This is a genomic window from Leifsonia sp. SIMBA_070, from assembly GCF_046534635.1.
Classification (GTDB): domain Bacteria; phylum Actinomycetota; class Actinomycetes; order Actinomycetales; family Microbacteriaceae; genus Leifsonia.
In genome coordinates, this window is the sequence record NZ_JAWRYK010000001.1 from 858,172 (window position 1) to 874,091 (window position 15,920).

Below are 15,920 nucleotides of genomic sequence, written 5' to 3' on the forward strand. Positions count from 1 at the left end.
GCATGACCAACGAGACCGTCGCAGCGCTGATCGCCCGCTCCAACCGTCTGGGCTCCGACCCGAGGAACACCAACTACGCCGGCGGGAACACGTCGGCCAAGGGCGCCGAGACCGACCCGGTCACCGGCGAGCCGGTCGAGCTGCTCTGGGTCAAGGGCTCGGGGGGAGACCTCGGGACCCTGAAGGAGTCGGGCCTGGCCGTCCTCCGGCTCGACCGCCTCCGCGCGCTTCAGAACGTCTACCCCGGCGTCGACCGCGAGGACGAGATGGTCGCCGCGTTCGACTACACGCTTCACGGCAAGGGCGGGGCAGCACCCTCCATCGACACCGCCATGCACGGCCTGGTGGATGCGGCCCACGTCGACCACCTGCACCCCGACTCCGGCATCGCCATCGCGACCGCCGCCGACGGCGAGCAGCTGACTGCGGAGATCTTCGGCGGCCGGGTCGTCTGGGTGCCGTGGCGGCGCCCCGGCTTCCAGCTCGGGCTCGACATCGCCGCGATCAAGGCGGCGAACCCGGAAGCGATCGGCACCGTCCTGGGCGGCCACGGCATCACCGCGTGGGGAGACACCAGCGAGGAGGCCGAGGCCAACTCCCTGTGGATCATCGAGACGGCCGCCGCCTACATCGCGGAGCACGGCCGTCCGGAGCCGTTCGGTCCAGCGCTTCCCGGCTACGAGCCGCTGCCGGAGGGGGAGCGGCGTGCGAAGGCGGCCGCGCTCGCTCCGCACCTGCGCGCCATCGCCTCCACGGACCGCGTGCAGGTGGGCCACTTCACCGACTCGGAGGTCGTGCTCGACTTCCTCGCGTCCGCCGAGCACCCGCGACTCGCAGCGCTGGGCACCTCCTGCCCGGACCACTTCCTGCGCACCAAGGTGAAGCCGCTGGTGCTCGACCTGCCGGCCGACGCGTCGATCGAGGACTCCGTCGCCCGGCTGGAGGAGCTGCACGAGCAGTACCGCGCCGACTACCAGGCGTACTACGACCGGCACGCGACCGCCGACTCCCCGGCGATCCGCGGCGCCGACCCGGCGATCGTCCTGATCCCCGGCGTCGGGATGTTCTCCTACGGCAAGGACAAGCAGACTGCCCGGGTGGCCGGCGAGTTCTACGTCAACGCGATCAACGTGATGCGCGGCGCGGAGGCGCTCTCCACCTACGCGCCCATCCCCGAGTCCGAGAAGTTCCAGATCGAGTACTGGGCGCTCGAGGAGGCGAAGCTGCAGCGGATGCCGAAGCCGAAGCCCCTCGCCGGCCGGATCGCGCTCGTCACGGGCGCGGCCTCCGGCATCGGCAAGGCCATCGCCACCCGGCTCGCGGGCGAGGGGGCGTGCGTCGTCATCGCCGACCTCGACCTGGAGAAGGCGCATGGCGCCGCCGCCGAGATCGGCAACACCGATGTCGCGATCGGTGTCGCCGCGGACGTGACCGACGAGAAGGCGGTCGACGCCTCGATCCGGGAGGCCCTGCTCGCGTTCGGCGGGCTCGACCTGGTGGTCAACAACGCCGGCCTGTCGATCTCGAAGCCGCTGCTGGAGACGACGAACGCCGACTGGGATCTGCAGCACAACGTGATGGCGAAGGGATCGTTCCTGGTCTCGCGCGCCGCGGCGAAGGTGCTGATCGACCAGAAGCTGGGCGGAGACATCGTCTACATCTCGTCCAAGAACTCCATCTTCGCCGGCCCGAACAACATCGCGTACTCGGCGACGAAGGCCGACCAGGCGCACCAGGTGCGGCTGCTGGCGGCGGAGCTCGGCGAGCACGGCATCCGTGTCAACGGCATCAACCCGGACGGGGTCGTGCGCGGCTCCGGCATCTTCGCCGGCGGCTGGGGCGCCAAGCGCGCCGCGGTCTACGGGGTGCCCGAGGAGGAGCTGGGGAAGTACTACGCGCAGCGCACGCTGCTGAAGCGCGAGGTGCTGCCGGAGCACGTGGCCAACGCGGTGTTCGTGCTGTGCACGAGCGACCTCGACCACACCACCGGCCTCCACATCCCGGTCGACGCCGGGGTGGCGGCCGCCTTCCTGCGATGAGCGGGGCTGCGATGAGCGGGCTGCGATGACCGGCACTGCGGGCGCCACCGGCACCGTCGCGGCGGTCGACCTGGGCGCGACGAGCGGCCGTGTCATGCACGCGCGCGTCGGCGCGGACACGCTCGAGCTGACCGAGGCCGCCCGGTTCCCGAACACGCCCGTGCGGGTGTGGGAGGGCGACCGCGCCGCCTTGCACTGGGACGTGACGGCGCTGTTCGCGCACGTCCTCGATGGGCTCGGCTCGGTGGCCCGGTCCGATCCGGGGCTGGCGGGCATCGGCGTGGACTCGTGGGCGGTCGACTACGGCCTCCTGCGCGGCGGCCGCCTGCTCGGCGAGCCGTACCACTACCGGGACGAGCGCACCGAGCGCGGGGTCGCCCTCGTGCACGACGCGGTCGAGGCGGGGGAGCTGTACCGGCAGAGCGGACTGCAGTTCCTTCCGTTCAACTCGCTCTACCAGCTCGCTGTGGATGCGGCCGACGGCACGCTCGACCTGGCCGACCGCTTCCTGCTCGTCCCGGACCTCCTCACCTTCTGGCTGACCGGCGCCCAGCAGGCGGAGCGGACCAACGCCTCGACGACCGGTCTGCTCACCGCGGAGGGCGCTTGGAACGACGGGCTGATCGACCGGCTCGGGCTGCCGCGCGCGTCCTTCGCGCCGCTGGTGGATGCGGGGACGTCCGTCGGCGGGCTGCTCCCGTCGCTCGCGGGCGATCTCCCGTTCGCCGGGTCCGGGCCGGCGGTCACGGCCGTCGGCTCGCACGACACCGCGTCGGCCGTCGTCGCCGTGCCGATGGACGCCTCCCGCGCCGCCTACATCTCGTGCGGCACCTGGGGGCTCGTCGGCGTTGAGCTTTCCGAGCGAGTGGTCTCCGAGGAGGGCCGCGCCGCCAACTTCACGAACGAGGGCGGCGTCGACGGCCGCATCCGGTACCTCCACAACGTCATGGGGCTGTGGCTGCTGAGCGAGTCGCTGCGGGAGTGGCAGCGCCGCGGCCTGCACGTCGGGCTGGAGACGCTGCTCGCGGAGGCCGCCGAGCTTCCGCGCCCGGCCGAGATCTTCGACGCCGACGACCCCCGCTTCCTCGCGCCGGGCGACCTGCCGTCGCGCATCGCGACCTGGTTCGAGGAGCGCGGGCTGCGCGCACCCGCCTCGCCCGCGGGCATGGTGCGCGTCATCGTGGAGAGTCTCGCCGCCGCCTTCGCCGACACGGTGCAGCAGGCCACCTCCCTGACCGGCGTCGGCGTGGAGGCGATCCACATCGTCGGCGGAGGCGCCCGGAATGCGCTGCTGTGCCAGGCCACCGCCGACCGCAGCGGGCTCCCAGTGCTCGCCGGGCCGGTGGAGGCCACCGCCATCGGCAACGTCCTGGTGCAGGCGCGCGCCGCCGGCCTCCTCACCGGCGACCTGGAGACGCTCCGCGCCCTCGTCGCCCGGACCACCCCGATCGTCCGTTACGACCCTCGATAGGATCCCTCATGGTCACCCGTCAATTTCCGAAGCCGGTGGAACTGCTGGAGTTGATGCAGTTCAAGAAGCCGGAGCTGAATCTGAAGAAGCGGCGCCTGGAGTCGGCGCTGACGATCGAGGATCTCGCCAGGATCGCTCGCCGCCGGACGCCGAAGGCCGCGTTCGACTACACCGAGGGTGCGGCCGAGGGCGAGCTGTCGCTGGCGCGGGCGCGGCAGGCGTTCCAGGACGTGGAGTTCCACCCCTCGATCCTGCACGACGTGTCCACCGTCGACACCTCGTGCGAGATCTGGGGCGGTCCGTCGGCGCTCCCGTTCGGGATCGCGCCGACCGGCTTCACCCGCCTGATGCAGACCGAGGGCGAGACCGCCGGGGCCGGAGCGGCCGGGGCGGCGGGCATCCCGTTCACGCTGTCCACGCTGGGGACGACCTCCATCGAGAACGTCAAGGCGGCGAATCCGGCGGGGCGCAACTGGTTCCAGCTGTACGTGATGCGGCAGCGGGAGATCTCCTACGGACTGGTGGAGCGGGCCGCGCAGGCCGGGTTCGACACCCTGTTCTTCACCGTCGACACACCCATCGCCGGGGCGCGGTTGCGGGACAAGCGCAACGGGTTCTCCATCCCGCCGCAGCTGACCTTGGGGACCATCATCAACGCGATCCCGCGGCCATGGTGGTGGTACGACTTCCTGACCACCCCGAAGCTGGAGTTCGCGTCGCTGTCCGCCACCGGCGGCACGGTCGGGGACCTGTTGAATGCGGCGATGGACCCGTCGATCAACTTCGAGGACCTCGCGGTCATCCGCCGGATGTGGCCGGGGAAGCTGGTCATCAAGGGTGTGCAGACCCTGGAGGACGCCAAGATCCTGGTCGATCACGGGGTGGACGGGATCGTGCTCTCCAACCACGGCGGCCGGCAACTGGACCGCGCCCCGATCCCGTTCCACCTCCTCCCGACCGTGGCGCGGGAGGTCGGGCACCACACTGAGATCGCGATCGACACCGGCATCATGAACGGCGCCGACATCATCGCCGCCTACGCCCTCGGCGCCAAGTTCACCCTGATCGGCCGCGCCTACCTCTACGGCCTCATGGCCGGCGGCCGGGAGGGCGTGGACCGCACCATCGCCATCCTCACCGACCAGCTCATCCGCACCATGAAACTGCTGCAGGTGAACTCGCTGGCCGAGCTCGGCCCGCAGCACGTCACCCAGCTGGCGCGGCTGCAGCCAGTCCGCCGCGAGGAGTCGCGCGTGGAGGCCGACGCCTAGCCTCGGTCCCCCCGTCAGCGCGGCGTGAACTCGTAGACGACCGCCGACCAGTGGTCCTCGAGCTCGTCCCAGGCCTCCGGTCCGTGGAAGGCGAGCGCGTACTGGACGTTGAGCAGCGGGCCGAGAACCTCCAGTACGTCCGGCAGGAACGGCGTGCCGGGCGGGAAGCCCAGGCCGAAGCTGTGGATGATGCTGTCGTCCGCCGCGCGCAGCCACACGCCCCAGCCCTGGGCGACGGGTGTCGCGACGACCCGGAACACGGTCGCGGGGTCGTAGTCGGCGGGGAGGGCGTCGGGCAGCTCGGTCATGCTGCAACGCTACAAGCCGGCCGCCATCCCGGGAACAAATCGAGCCTCGTCATAGTTGATTGACATGTCAACTGCTTCGGTTGACGTCAGACCTGAAACGAGGACGGCATGACCGACTCCGGCACTGCTCAGCGCACCGCTGAGCGCCTCACCGACCGCGAACTCGCCGTCTGGCGCTCCCTGCAGGACACCACCACCGAGCTGCGCCGCCGCCTGTCGGCCGAGCTGCAGCAGGTGGAGCTGTCGCCAGGGGACTACGCCGTACTGCTCGCGCTGACCGAGGCGTCCGACCGCACGCTGCGCTCATCCGAACTCGCGGACGCCATCGACTGGGAGCGCAGCCGCGTCTCGCACCACCTCGGGCGGATGGAACGGCGTGGGCTGATCCAGCGCACCGACTGCCCCAGTGACAACCGCGGCGCCTTCGTCGTCCTCACCGAGGACGGCTTCCAGGCCATCCGCCGGGCCTCCGGACCACACCTGCGTGCCGTGAAGCGTCTGTTCGCGGACGTGCTCGACGCCGACCAGCTGGAGGCGCTGGCGGACGTTCTCGACACCCTCCGCACCCACCTCGACTCCCCGGAAGGAGACCGCTCATGACCCGCTCCCGTCGGCGACCGCACGTCGCCATCCTCGGTGTCGGACATGTCGGCTCGGCGCTGGCCCGCATCCTCCTGGACGCAGGTTACGACGTCGACGTGGCCGCCTCGGGCGACCCGCAGCGCATCCAGCTCATCGCGTCCGTCCTCATGCCGGGCGCCCGCGCAGCCTGGGCCGCCGACGCCGTCGCCGCGGCCGACGTGGTGATCCTCGCGATCCCGCTGCACCGGTTCGCCGGACTCGACCGGTCGATGCTCGACGGCACGATCGTCATCGACTCGATGAACTACTGGGCGCCCACCGACGGCGTTCAGCCGCTGTTCGAGGACCCCGTGCTGACCAGCAGCGAGGTCGTCCAGCGCGAGCTGCACGGCGCCTTCGTCGTGAAGACGTTCAACCACATCGGCTACCACGAGATGGAGGAGGACCGCCGTCCCGAGGGCACGCCCGGCCGGCGGGCGCTCGGCGTCGCGTCCGACCATCCCGAGGCCGCTGCACTCGTCGCCTCGCTCATCGAGGACGTCGGCTACGACGCCGTCCTCGTCCCGACCCTGCGCGACGGAGCCGCCTTCGAACCGGGCGGCCCGGTCTTCGGCGCACAGCTCGACGCGGCCGGCTTCCGGACCGCCATCGAGGACGAGACCGCCCTGGTCGCCTGACCCTCACCCGCATCACCGCATCACCCGTAACACCCACACCCGAAAGCACTCGCACAATGAACACCGCACCCCAGAGCTTCCCGCTCACCTTCGGCCTGAACACGTTCGGCGACGTCACCGGCGACGCCGAGGGACGCCCGATCTCGCACGCGCAGACCATCCGCGACCTCGTCGAGCACGGCATCGCGGCAGAGGACGCCGGCCTCGACTTCTTCGGAATCGGCGAGCACCACACCGACGACATGCCGCTCTCGGCGTCCGACGTCGTGCTCAGCGCCATCGCGGCGCGAACCGAGCGCATCCACCTCGGCTCCGCGGTCACCGTGCTGAGCTCGGACGACCCGGTCCGCGTCTTCCAGCGCTACTCCACCCTCAACGCCGTCTCCGGCGGCAGGGCGGAGGTCATCCTCGGCCGCGGCTCCAGCATCGACTCGTTCCCGCTGTTCGGGTTCGAACTCTCGGACTACGAGGAGCTGTTCGAGGAGAAGACGAACCTGTTCGCGCACCTGCTCGAGGGCGGTCCCGTCACCTGGGAGGGCAGCACCCGGGCCGGACTGCGCGACCAGGATGTGGTCCCCCACCTCGACACCCCCCTGCCGACCTGGATCGGCGTGGGCGGCAGCCCGGAGTCCGTCATCCGCACCGCCCGCTACGGCTTCTCGCTCATGCTCGCCGTGATCGGGGGACCGGCCTCCCGGTTCGCCCCGTACACGGAGCTGTTCCACAAGGCGCTGGAGCAGTTCGGTCGCGGACCGCAGCAGGTCGGCCTCCACTCGCCGGGGCACGTCGCCGCCACCGACGAGCAGGCGCGGGAGGAGTTCTGGCCGCACTACCGGGACATGATCACCAAGGTCAGCGCGACCCGCGGCTTCGCGATCCCGACCGAGGGCTCGTTCCGGCGCGAGCTCGGTCCGGACGGCAGTCTCTACGTCGGGTCCCCGGAGACCGTCGCCGCCAAGATCGCGGCGAACCTCCGGGCGGTCGGCGCCAACCGATTCGACCTGAAGTACGGCATCCCCGGCATGACCGACGAGTCGCTCCTCAGCGCGATCCGGCTCTACGGCGAGGAGGTCGTCCCGCGGGTGCGCGACCTGCTCGCGTGACCGGGGCGGCCTCCGCAGCACATCATCCCTCAGCCGTGCGCTCCAGGATGAGGAACCGCGCCCCGTAGGCGGGGACGCTGAGCGGGAAGCTGCTCAGGTCGTCCACCGTCCCGACCTCGCTGCCGTCGGCGGCGTCCGTCACTACGGCCCGGTTGGGGAGCGCCTCCGAACGCACCGTGCCGTCCACGGCCGTTCCGGTCATGTTCAGCACGGTGAGCTGCACGATGGGGAGGCCCTGCTCGTCGAGCGTCTCCAGCTCATGCACCATCACCAGCATCCCGGGGTGGGCGACATCGGGCACGTCGACCTGGCGCGCCGTCGCGATGCCCCACTGGTTGCGGATGCGGAGCAGCTGGCGGAGCCGGCTCGCGAACGAGGTGCGCCGCTTCAGCTGCTCGGGCAGTGTCCCGTACAGCGCCCGCGCCCGGGGCATCCCGGAGGCGGACCGCTCGGCCTCCGGGGCGACGCCGAGCAGGTCGTGGGCTCCGCGCTCCACCCAGCGGGTGTCGCCCTCCGCGATCAGGTCGGCCACCTGCTGACGGGGGAGCGTGAGGGCGCCGAGGAGGTCCCAGCCGGACAGCGCGAACACCCCCGGCTGCCAGGCGTTGAACGCCGCGAGCAGCAGGTGGGCGTCGCGGATCGCCGGGATGTCGGCCTCGGTGATCGAGTCGAGCGTCGCATGGCCTTGGGTCGCCGCGATGAGGGAGGCGGACGTGCAGGCGATGCCGTTGGTGGTGAACACGAGGTTGTAGTCGGCCGTCGGCTGCGTGATCGCCTCGGTGAGGTCGGCGCGGATGCGCTGGGCCAGCTCCCCGCCGCTGATCTCCTCGCCGCGGAACGTGTAGACGTCGTTCTGGTGCAGCGTCGCCCAGTGGACCAGCTCGTAGGTGAGCTCGTCGTGGTTCTGCATCCCGTGCACCAGGTTCACCGGTTCGACGCCGAGCTCGAGGGAGGTCCGCAGCGTCAGCCGCAGGAACTCGGTGTCGCCCGTGGCGAGGGCGTGGTGGTACGCGGGCCGGTTGATGAAGTCGTACGACAGGTCCGCGCCGACGGCTCCCGTATCGCGGATGTCCTCCACGGTCAGGTTCAGTTCCTGGAAGGTGAAACCGCCGACCTTGCGCACCATGCCGGCGATGATGTGGTTCGCTGCGTGCGAGAGCGGGTGACCCTCCGACCAGGCGGGCATCCCCTCCGCGCTCTTCTCCACGCCGAGGAAGCCGTTCGCATCCAGTCGCAGGGCGCTCGTCCCCAGGTCGCCCAGTGAGTGCAGGGCGTCGCCGATCACCAGGCGCATCCCCGAGAAGGTCGGGTCCAGCCAGTTCACCGAGGGCTGGCCCTCCTTGAAGTAGTGCAGGTACACCCAGCGGCGGGTGATGCCGTCGACGCCGATGACCGGGGCCGTGGCGCTCCAGTTGGTCTCTTTCACGCCCGGGGCGAAGAAGATGACCCGCTGCAGCTCTCCGATGATGTAGCCGCGGTCGGCGAGGGCGGCCTCGGTCGATTCGTCCAGGTTGACGGAGTCGCGCCCCTCGGGCACCTCGGGAAGCAGGTGCCACTCGTCCGGCGGGATCTCGACCATGTGGTAGATGCCGGGGTAGTCCTTGTACGCCATCTCGGCCAGGCGGAAGTCGGCCCCCTTGCCGGTGTGACCCGGCACGATGTCGTCGATGACGCTGCCGCCGTGCTCCTCGGCGATGTCGGTCAGCCGGCGGAAGGTCTCCTCGTCGCCGAACGCCGGGTCGATCTGGGTGCCGATGCGGTCGAAGTGCCCGTCGACGCTCGGGGTCTCCTGCCAGCCGCGGATGCCGCCCGCCCGCTTCACCGGGCCGGTGTGGACGCCGTTGATCCCGATCCGCTGGAACGCCTTCCACAGCTCCGGGTCGGCCAGCGCCGTCAGGAAGGACTCGCCGGCCCGGGTGATCAGCGAGATCGGGTAGGCGGTGAACCAGACGTCGGAGGTGGAGACCGCACGGCGCGCGTCCGGGCGGGCGTACGGGTTGCGCCACATGCTGGGCGAGCCGGAGAGCTGACGGCTCAGCACGTCGGCATCCTTCAGCATCGACTGACGCACCAGCCACTCGACGTAGGCGGGGTTCTGTCCGTTCGCCGCACGAGGGTCCGAGAAGGTGCGGCGGATGCTCCCGCCACGGAGGTTGGCCCGCGGACGCAGGCGGCGCGGGCGCGCCGGGTACAGCTGCTCGTCGTAGGTGATCTCCTCCGGCGGCGCCTGGTCCTCCGGGTCGACCTCCGGTTCGGGCGTCGCCTGCCCCTCCGCCATGGTCCGGACCTGCTCGGTCACCTCGGGTGCCTCGTCGTCCACTCGGTCTCCTTCCGTGACTGCGAACGGTCAATTGTGCTGTGCGGTGGCCGCGGGCGAAGAGCCGTGCGGGTCACTCGCTCAGGCGTTCGATGAGCTGGCCTCTGGTCAGCCGGGACACGTTCCGCAGTCCACGGGTGCGCGCCACATCGCGGAGCGCCTGGACCGTCAGCTTGTCGAGCTCGGGGTCGTGCTCGACGGGGGTGGTCACGGAACCGGCGAACTCGACGGTCTCCTCCACGCCCTCGTCGCGGACCGACGGCAGGGGAGGGGTCAGGTTAACCGGGTCGCCGTCCTGCCGGTGGTCGGAAGCGGCGCCCGGCGAACGACCGACCAGCTCCGCCAGTTCGTCCTCCAACTGACGGGCGCGCTTCTTCGCCTTCTTGCGGTCGAGCTTCTCAGCGGCGGCCCGCGCCTCCGCGACCGCCTCCTCCGCGCGCTCGAAGGCCTTGGCCGCCGCCTTCTCGAGCTTCTTCTGCTTCGCCATCGCACTCCTTCCCGTCACCATGCACGGTGCCACCTCGCGGACGGGAGGGCAAGCAGGAGCTCGGGAGGGCTTCGTCGCCGACGCTTCCCCCGCTCGGACGGCCTTAGCCTGCCGAGGGTTCGCGCGGCACCCGTTGAACGCCGAGAGCCACCGGGATACCGTCCAGCGGATCGGGGCGCCCCGGGCATCCTCAGCCCACCGCAGCCGCGCCCCGCGACGAGGAGGAGCCGACATGGCGGCACATGCGGGCGAGAAAGCCCAGAAGACCGGAGACTTCTACTGTGCGAAGTGCGACGAGAAGGTCCACGTGACGCAGGGGGACACCATCCCGAAATGCCCGAACGGGCACTCCGAGTTCGAGACCCGGCGCAACGAGCCGGGCAACAAGAGCTGAGGCGACCGCCGAGTGGTGAGCAGATGGCGCAACTCGTCCAGAGTTTGCGCATCCACTCACCAGTCGATGGATGGGCGGGTCAGTACGCGAAGTGGATCTGGGCGCGCTGGCGCCGGGGGGTCTCGATCTCGTCGACGATGGCCTTCGCGAAGTCCTCGCCGCCGATGAAGGAGGCGCCCTCCGCGTCGAACAGGGCGACGTCGTCGCCGACGCGGTAGGTTCCGCGTGGCTCCTCCTTCGGCGCATACGCGCCGTAGGCGGCGGCCGGGCTGACGAAAACCCAGTCGAGGCCCTCCGGCGCGTTCTGGATGAAGTCCTCCAGCACCGCGTTCAGCTCGCGCGCCTCGTCGGCGAATTCTGCCGGGACGTCGCCCTCGGCGAAGCGGGGCGCGCCGGGTGCGGGGCGGAGCGAGCTGAAGCCGCCGATCACGACGAGACGCGCTCCGGATGCGGCGGCGAGCTCCGCGAGGCGGCGGTAGCGGCGGCCGAGAGTGCCCGCGCTCTCGCCGCGCGGCGAGACGGTCGCGACGATGGCGTCCGCGCCCTCGACGGCCTGCTCCGGCTGGTCCGCCGACCCGGTGAAGTAGCGCACGCCCTCCACAGGCTCGGCCGGCTCCGACCGGCTCAGTGAGATGACCTGGTGGCCGCGCGACGCGGCCTCCTGCGCGATGTGGGTTCCGGTGAAACCGGTGCCTCCGATGATGCTGATCTGGGCCATGTCGCCGCCTTTCGCGGGGCGACTGTCGCCCCTTCCTCGGACGGCAACCCGGGGTCCGCGGCGATTCTTCCCACTGTTACGCAGTGCGACCGGCGCGGCAGCTCGCCGCTCAGGCGCGCGGCGGCCCTTCCGGCCTCGGCTGGGCCGGGTTCGTCGGCACGCCGTGCGACGGCGGGTTCATCGTCGGGCCACTCGTCGCGGGCGATACCTTGCTGCCGCCGGCAGCCCCCTGGCTCTGCGTCGGGGAGTCGTCGGTGACCGGCCCGCTGGGCTCCGCGCCGTTCCGCAGCTCCTGCAGCCGGTGCTCCAGCACCTGGACGATGGGGAGGCGGTCGCCGTGCTCGCGCTCGAAGGCGAGCAGCTGCTCCACCCCGGTGGCGTCGAGCCCGTGGATCCGGCTCGGCAGTTCGCCGGTGGTGATGTGGTCGTAGTCGGGCAGCGGGAGTTCGTCGCGGGTGCGGTCGCTCATGCTGTTCCTTTCGTTCGGGATGTCGGGAGGAGGCTCATGCGGTGGGCGCATCCGGCCGGTCGAAGCCGGGGCCGACGCCGATCGGGACGCCGGCCTCCGGGTGGTTCAGGTCGAACGCCGGCGACTCCGAACGGATGCGCGGGATCGACGTGAAGTTGTGGCGGGGAGGCGGGCAGCTGGTCGCCCACTCCAGCGACCGTCCGTAGCCCCACGGGTCGTTGACAGTCACCTTCGGCGCGTGCCGCCAGGTGATCCAGACGTTCACGAAGAACGGGAGGACGCTGACCGCGAGGATGGCCGCCCCCACCGTCGAGAGCTGGTTCATCCACTCGAAGCCGTCACTGGGAAGGTAGTCCGCGTAGCGCCGGGGCATGCCGACGACACCGAGCCAGTGCTGGATGAGGAACGTCGTGTGGAAGCCGATGAACAGCAGCCAGAAGTTCCACTTGCCGAGCCGTTCGTTGAGCATCTTCCCGGTGAACTTCGGCCACCAGAAGTAGAAGCCGGAGAACATCGCGAACACGACGGTCCCGAACACCACGTAGTGGAAGTGCGCGACGACGAAGTACGTGTCGGAAACGTGGAAGTCGAGCGGCGGCGAAGCGAGGATGACGCCGGTCAGGCCACCGAACGTGAAGGTCACCAGGAAGCCGATCGCCCAGAGCAGCGGTGTCTCGAAGGTCAGCGACCCTCGCCACATCGTCCCGATCCAGTTGAAGATCTTCACTCCGGTCGGCACCGCGATCAGCACGGTCATGAGCGAGAAGAACGGCAGCAGCACCGAGCCGGTGACGTACATGTGGTGCGCCCACACAGCGACCGAGTACGCGCCGATCGCGATGGTGGCGTAGATGAGCGTCTTGTACCCGAAGATCGGCTTCCGGCTGAACACCGGGAACACCTCCGACACGATCCCGAAGAACGGCAGCGCGATGATGTAGACCTCCGGATGGCCGAAGAACCAGAACAGGTGCTGCCAGAGGATCGGGCCGCCGTTCGCCGGATCGAAGACGTGCGCTCCGTAGATCCGCTGCGCTGCCAGGGCGAACAGCGCTGCGGCGAGGATGGGGAAGGCGATGAGCACCAGGATGGACGTGACCAGCGTGTTCCAGGTGAAGATGGGCATCCGGAACATCGTCATTCCGGGGGCCCTCATGGTGATGATCGTCGTGATGAAGTTGACCGCGCCGAGGATGGTGCCGAAGCCGGAGAGCGCCAGCCCCACCACCCAGAGGTGGCCGCCGATGCCGGGCGAGAAGGTGTTGGACGAAAGCGGCGTGTACCCCGTCCAGCCGAACGACGCCGCACCCTGCGGGGTGAGGAAGCCCAGCATCACGATCGCCGATCCGATGGCGTAGAACCAGTAGGCGATGGCGTTCAGCCGGGGGAAGGCGACGTCCGGTGCGCCGATCTGCAGCGGCATGATGACGTTGGTGAACCCGGCGAACAGCGGCGTCGCGAACATCAGCAGCATGATCGTGCCGTGCATCGTGAAGGCCTGGTTGTACTGCTCCTTGGTCTGGAAGACCTCCAGCCCCGGCTGGAACAGCTCCGCCCGGATCATCAGGGCCAGCACGCCGCCGAACAGGAAGTACCCGAACGACGTGGTCAGGTAGAGGTAGCCGATGGTCTTGTGATCGGTCGTCGTGAGCCAGCGGAGGATGCGCTCGCCCTTCGGGATCGGCGGTCGCTCCTGGGTCGTCGGGGGCGGCGTGGTGGCCGTCGCGGTCATAGGCCTCTCCTTCCTCGGATGCGCCCAGAAAACCGCGCGGATTCATCCGGCAGGAGGGCTTGACTTGCGCTCGGACGCAGGTGCTAGTTCATCCCCATGAAGACGACGGAACGCATCATGTGGTTGCTGGCGGGCTTCTTCGTTGCCTCGACGATCGTCTACACCGTGTGGACGATCCTCTGGGACCAGGAACGGATCGCCCAGGACCCGAACGGAGACGAGGGCAACCCCATCGAGTGGGCCGGCACCATCCCTCTGTTCCTTGCGGCCATCCTGTCGGTGCTGATCGCGTACTACGTCCGCCGCTCCCTCCGGGCGCTGGGGGAGACGCCGCCCTCGGACCGGACCGACGCGAACATCGATGACGACGACCCCGAGCAGGGCTTCTTCAGCCCGTGGAGCTGGTGGCCGATGACCCTGAGCATCAGTGCCGGCCTCGTCTTCGTCGGTCTGGCGGTCGGGGTGTGGCTGTGCTTCATCGGAGCCGTCGCGGCCGTCATCAGCATCGTCGGCCTCGTCTTCGAGTACTACCGCGGCGTGTTCGCCCGCTGACCCTTCCCGGGTCAGGCAGGGATGTGGTGGAGCTGGAGCCACAGCTCCAGCAGCCCGATCTGCCAGAGGGTGTTGCCGCCGACCGGGCCGTAGGTCCCGTTCGGGTCGGCGAGCAGCCGCTCCAGGTGATCGGTCTGGAAGATGCCCCGCGTGCGCGCCTGCGGCGACGTGAGCACGGACGTGAGCAGGGCGACCATCGACGCGTCGAGGTGCCGGACCCCGGGGACCGGGAAGTACCCCTTCGGCCGGTCGACGACCTCCGGGGGCACGAGCTCGCGCGCCAGGTCCTTGAGGATGCCCTTGCCGTCCTGGTCGGCCTTGAACTCCGGAGGGCACTGGGCGGCGAGCTGGACCAGGTCCTGGTCGAGGAACGGCACCCGGGCCTCCAGGGACCAGGCCATCGCCATCGAGTCGAGGCGCTTCACCGGGTCGTCGACCATGAGGGTGTGCGTGTCGAGGCGGAGCACGGCATCCAGCGCGGTCCCCGCCCCTGGAGCCTCGAGGTGCTTCTGGAGGAGGTGCTCGGCCACAGCCCCGGAGGGGCGCCGTTCGGCAGTCACCACCTGCGCGAGCTCCTCGTGGTCGTACTCCGAGAACGCCCGGGTGAAGACGCGGTGCGCGTCGCTGCGTCGCACGCGGGCGGCCGGCTGGTGGTAGTGGTAGCCGGCGAAGACCTCGTCCGCGCCCTGCCCGGACTGGACGACGGTCACGTGCTCGGCGACCGCCTGGCAGAGCAGGAAGAACGCCGTGACGTCGGGTGTCGTCATCGGCTCCGTCATGGCGTTCACCGCCAGCATGATCGACGACGGCATGCTCGCCGCACCGATATGCAGCTGGTGGTGATCGGTGCCGAACCGCGCGGCGACCAGATCCGAGTACTCGAACTCGTCGCCTTCCTCGCCGCCGGCCGCGTCGAAGCCGATGCTGAACGTCGGGATGCCGTCGAGGCCCGACTCTGCCATCAGAGCCACGATCAGACTGGAGTCGACTCCGCCGGAGAGCAGCACGCCGACCGGGACGTCCGAGACGAGCCGGCGTTGGACCGCTGTCCGCAGCGACGTGTGGATGGCCTCCCGCCAGTCCCGCACGCTCCAGTCGGCCTTGGCCGGGTCGCGGTCGTAGTCCGGGTGCCAGTAGACGCGGTCGCGGGTGCGGCCGTCGAGATCGATCGTGCGGATGGTCGCGGCCGGCAGCTTCTTCACCCCGGCGAGGATGCTGTGCGGAGCCGGCACGATCGAATGCCAGCTCAGGTAGTACTCCAGCCCGACCGGGTCGATCGTCGTGTCGATCCCGCCGCCGGCCAGCAATGCCGGGAGGGTCGAGGCGAAGCGGACGCCGCCGTCGACCTCCGCGACGTACAGCGGTTTGATGCCCAGCCGGTCTCGGATCAGCAGCATCCGCTCCCTGTGGCGGTCGAACAGGGCGATGGCGAACATGCCGACCAGACGGTCGACGAAGTCGTCGCCCCACCGGTCGTAGGCGGCGAGGATCACCTCGGTGTCGCTCTCGGAGCGGAACCGGTAGCCGTCGGACAACTCGGCGCGCAGCTCCCGATAGTTGTAGATGCAGCCGTTGAAGACGACGACGAGGCCGCGCTCGTCGTCGACCATCGGCTGAGCACCCGCGTCGGACAGGTCGATGATCCGGAGCCGCCGGTGGCCCAGTGCCACCCGGCCGTCGTGCCAGGCGCCGTCGCCGTCCGGTCCCCGAGCACTGAGCGCTCCTGTGATCCTGCCGACCGCCTCCACGTCCGCGTCGTCCCGCCATCTGATCTCACCGGCTATCCCGCACACGCCCATC

At 70.1% G+C, this 15,920-nt stretch carries 15 protein-coding genes; 8 read left to right on the forward strand and 7 right to left on the reverse strand.

From position 1 onward, the window contains the following. The first annotated feature begins 2 nt into the window (after window positions 1-2). From SB754_RS03905 to SB754_RS03915, 3 genes are read left to right on the forward strand one after another with little or no spacing between them, the layout of a single operon-like run. Window positions 3-2,039, forward strand: coding sequence for a bifunctional aldolase/short-chain dehydrogenase (locus SB754_RS03905; protein ID WP_410783254.1), 2,037 nt, complete (start codon window positions 3-5; stop codon window positions 2,037-2,039). A 25-nt stretch (window positions 2,040-2,064) separates the two neighbouring features. Beyond that, window positions 2,065-3,510: a rhamnulokinase gene (locus SB754_RS03910; RefSeq protein ID WP_410781043.1), complete on the forward strand. Its 1,446-nt coding sequence runs from the start codon at window positions 2,065-2,067 to the stop codon at window positions 3,508-3,510. Between the two features lie 8 nt (window positions 3,511-3,518). Further along, the gene (locus SB754_RS03915; protein WP_410781044.1) at window positions 3,519-4,781 is read left to right on the forward strand and encodes an alpha-hydroxy-acid oxidizing protein; all 1,263 of its coding nucleotides are present in this window, start codon (window positions 3,519-3,521) and stop codon (window positions 4,779-4,781) included. Between the two features lie 14 nt (window positions 4,782-4,795). Here the strand turns inward: SB754_RS03915 and SB754_RS03920 are convergent, their stop codons facing one another. Then, complete coding sequence (locus SB754_RS03920; protein WP_410781045.1) at window positions 4,796-5,089, reverse strand: hypothetical protein; 294 nt, start codon at window positions 5,087-5,089, stop codon at window positions 4,796-4,798. Between the two features lie 108 nt (window positions 5,090-5,197). Between SB754_RS03920 and SB754_RS03925 the strand changes: the two genes are divergently transcribed. Genes SB754_RS03925 through SB754_RS03935 form a run of 3 tightly spaced genes read left to right on the forward strand, consistent with a single transcriptional unit; the run spans window position 5,198 to window position 7,451 of the window. After that, a complete protein-coding gene (locus SB754_RS03925) occupies window positions 5,198-5,689 on the forward strand; it encodes a MarR family winged helix-turn-helix transcriptional regulator (protein ID WP_410781046.1) in 492 nt (163 codons plus the stop codon). Beyond that, window positions 5,686-6,348, forward strand: coding sequence for an NADPH-dependent F420 reductase (locus SB754_RS03930; RefSeq protein WP_410781047.1), 663 nt, complete (start codon window positions 5,686-5,688; stop codon window positions 6,346-6,348). The genes SB754_RS03925 and SB754_RS03930 overlap by 4 nt, the downstream gene beginning before the upstream one ends. A 56-nt stretch (window positions 6,349-6,404) precedes the next feature. Beyond that, a complete protein-coding gene (locus SB754_RS03935) occupies window positions 6,405-7,451 on the forward strand; it encodes an LLM class flavin-dependent oxidoreductase (RefSeq protein WP_410781048.1) in 1,047 nt (348 codons plus the stop codon). A 22-nt stretch (window positions 7,452-7,473) separates the two neighbouring features. On the opposite strand, the gene treS is transcribed toward SB754_RS03935, so the two are convergent. Beyond that, entirely contained in the window at window positions 7,474-9,729 is a 2,256-nt protein-coding gene (gene treS, locus SB754_RS03940; RefSeq protein ID WP_410783255.1) for a maltose alpha-D-glucosyltransferase, read from the reverse strand. Window positions 9,730-9,841: 112 nt separating this feature from the next. After that, a complete protein-coding gene (locus SB754_RS03945; RefSeq protein WP_410781049.1) occupies window positions 9,842-10,255 on the reverse strand; it encodes a Rho termination factor N-terminal domain-containing protein in 414 nt (137 codons plus the stop codon). Window positions 10,256-10,487: 232 nt separating this feature from the next. Here SB754_RS03945 and SB754_RS03950 point away from each other — a divergent pair, with 232 nt between their 5' ends. After that, the gene (locus SB754_RS03950; RefSeq protein WP_410781050.1) at window positions 10,488-10,649 is read left to right on the forward strand and encodes a zinc ribbon-containing protein; all 162 of its coding nucleotides are present in this window, start codon (window positions 10,488-10,490) and stop codon (window positions 10,647-10,649) included. Between the two features lie 79 nt (window positions 10,650-10,728). On the opposite strand, the gene SB754_RS03955 is transcribed toward SB754_RS03950, so the two are convergent. The 3 genes from SB754_RS03955 to ctaD form a co-directional block, all read right to left on the reverse strand. Continuing rightward, window positions 10,729-11,367 carry an NAD(P)-dependent oxidoreductase gene (locus SB754_RS03955; protein ID WP_410781051.1) on the reverse strand — a complete coding sequence of 213 codons (639 nt, stop codon included), beginning with the start codon at window positions 11,365-11,367 and terminating at the stop codon, window positions 10,729-10,731. 109 nt (window positions 11,368-11,476) lie between these two features. After that, on the reverse strand, window positions 11,477-11,836 hold the full coding sequence (locus tag SB754_RS03960) for a hypothetical protein (protein WP_410781052.1): 360 nt from the start codon (window positions 11,834-11,836) through the stop codon (window positions 11,477-11,479). Between the two features lie 34 nt (window positions 11,837-11,870). Beyond that, the gene (gene ctaD, locus SB754_RS03965) at window positions 11,871-13,568 is read right to left on the reverse strand and encodes a cytochrome c oxidase subunit I (protein WP_410781053.1); all 1,698 of its coding nucleotides are present in this window, start codon (window positions 13,566-13,568) and stop codon (window positions 11,871-11,873) included. Between the two features lie 96 nt (window positions 13,569-13,664). Between ctaD and SB754_RS03970 the strand changes: the two genes are divergently transcribed. Continuing rightward, window positions 13,665-14,120: a cytochrome c oxidase subunit 4 gene (locus tag SB754_RS03970; RefSeq protein ID WP_410781054.1), complete on the forward strand. Its 456-nt coding sequence runs from the start codon at window positions 13,665-13,667 to the stop codon at window positions 14,118-14,120. An 11-nt stretch (window positions 14,121-14,131) separates the two neighbouring features. Here the strand turns inward: SB754_RS03970 and SB754_RS03975 are convergent, their stop codons facing one another. Next, entirely contained in the window at window positions 14,132-15,913 is a 1,782-nt protein-coding gene (locus tag SB754_RS03975; protein WP_410781055.1) for an N-acetylglutaminylglutamine amidotransferase, read from the reverse strand. Between the last annotated feature and the right edge of the window lie 7 nt (window positions 15,914-15,920).

What these genes read in the sequence shown, in the direction of transcription:
- SB754_RS03905 (WP_410783254.1), top strand. Translation starts at nt 3, where the DNA reads ATGACCAACGAGACCGTCGCAGCGCTGATCGCCCGCTCCAACCGTCTG.
- SB754_RS03915 (WP_410781044.1), top strand. Translation starts at nt 3,519, where the DNA reads ATGGTCACCCGTCAATTTCCGAAGCCGGTGGAACTGCTGGAGTTGATG.
- SB754_RS03945 (WP_410781049.1), bottom strand. Translation starts at nt 10,255, where the DNA reads ATGGCGAAGCAGAAGAAGCTCGAGAAGGCGGCGGCCAAGGCCTTCGAG.
- SB754_RS03925 (WP_410781046.1), top strand. Translation starts at nt 5,198, where the DNA reads ATGACCGACTCCGGCACTGCTCAGCGCACCGCTGAGCGCCTCACCGAC.
- ctaD (WP_410781053.1), bottom strand. Translation starts at nt 13,568, where the DNA reads ATGACCGCGACGGCCACCACGCCGCCCCCGACGACCCAGGAGCGACCG.
- SB754_RS03970 (WP_410781054.1), top strand. Translation starts at nt 13,665, where the DNA reads ATGAAGACGACGGAACGCATCATGTGGTTGCTGGCGGGCTTCTTCGTT.
- SB754_RS03950 (WP_410781050.1), top strand. Translation starts at nt 10,488, where the DNA reads ATGGCGGCACATGCGGGCGAGAAAGCCCAGAAGACCGGAGACTTCTAC.
- SB754_RS03960 (WP_410781052.1), bottom strand. Translation starts at nt 11,836, where the DNA reads ATGAGCGACCGCACCCGCGACGAACTCCCGCTGCCCGACTACGACCAC.
- treS (WP_410783255.1), bottom strand. Translation starts at nt 9,729, where the DNA reads ATGGCGGAGGGGCAGGCGACGCCCGAACCGGAGGTCGACCCGGAGGAC.
- SB754_RS03910 (WP_410781043.1), top strand. Translation starts at nt 2,065, where the DNA reads ATGACCGGCACTGCGGGCGCCACCGGCACCGTCGCGGCGGTCGACCTG.
- SB754_RS03930 (WP_410781047.1), top strand. Translation starts at nt 5,686, where the DNA reads ATGACCCGCTCCCGTCGGCGACCGCACGTCGCCATCCTCGGTGTCGGA.
- SB754_RS03935 (WP_410781048.1), top strand. Translation starts at nt 6,405, where the DNA reads ATGAACACCGCACCCCAGAGCTTCCCGCTCACCTTCGGCCTGAACACG.
- SB754_RS03955 (WP_410781051.1), bottom strand. Translation starts at nt 11,367, where the DNA reads ATGGCCCAGATCAGCATCATCGGAGGCACCGGTTTCACCGGAACCCAC.
- SB754_RS03920 (WP_410781045.1), bottom strand. Translation starts at nt 5,089, where the DNA reads ATGACCGAGCTGCCCGACGCCCTCCCCGCCGACTACGACCCCGCGACC.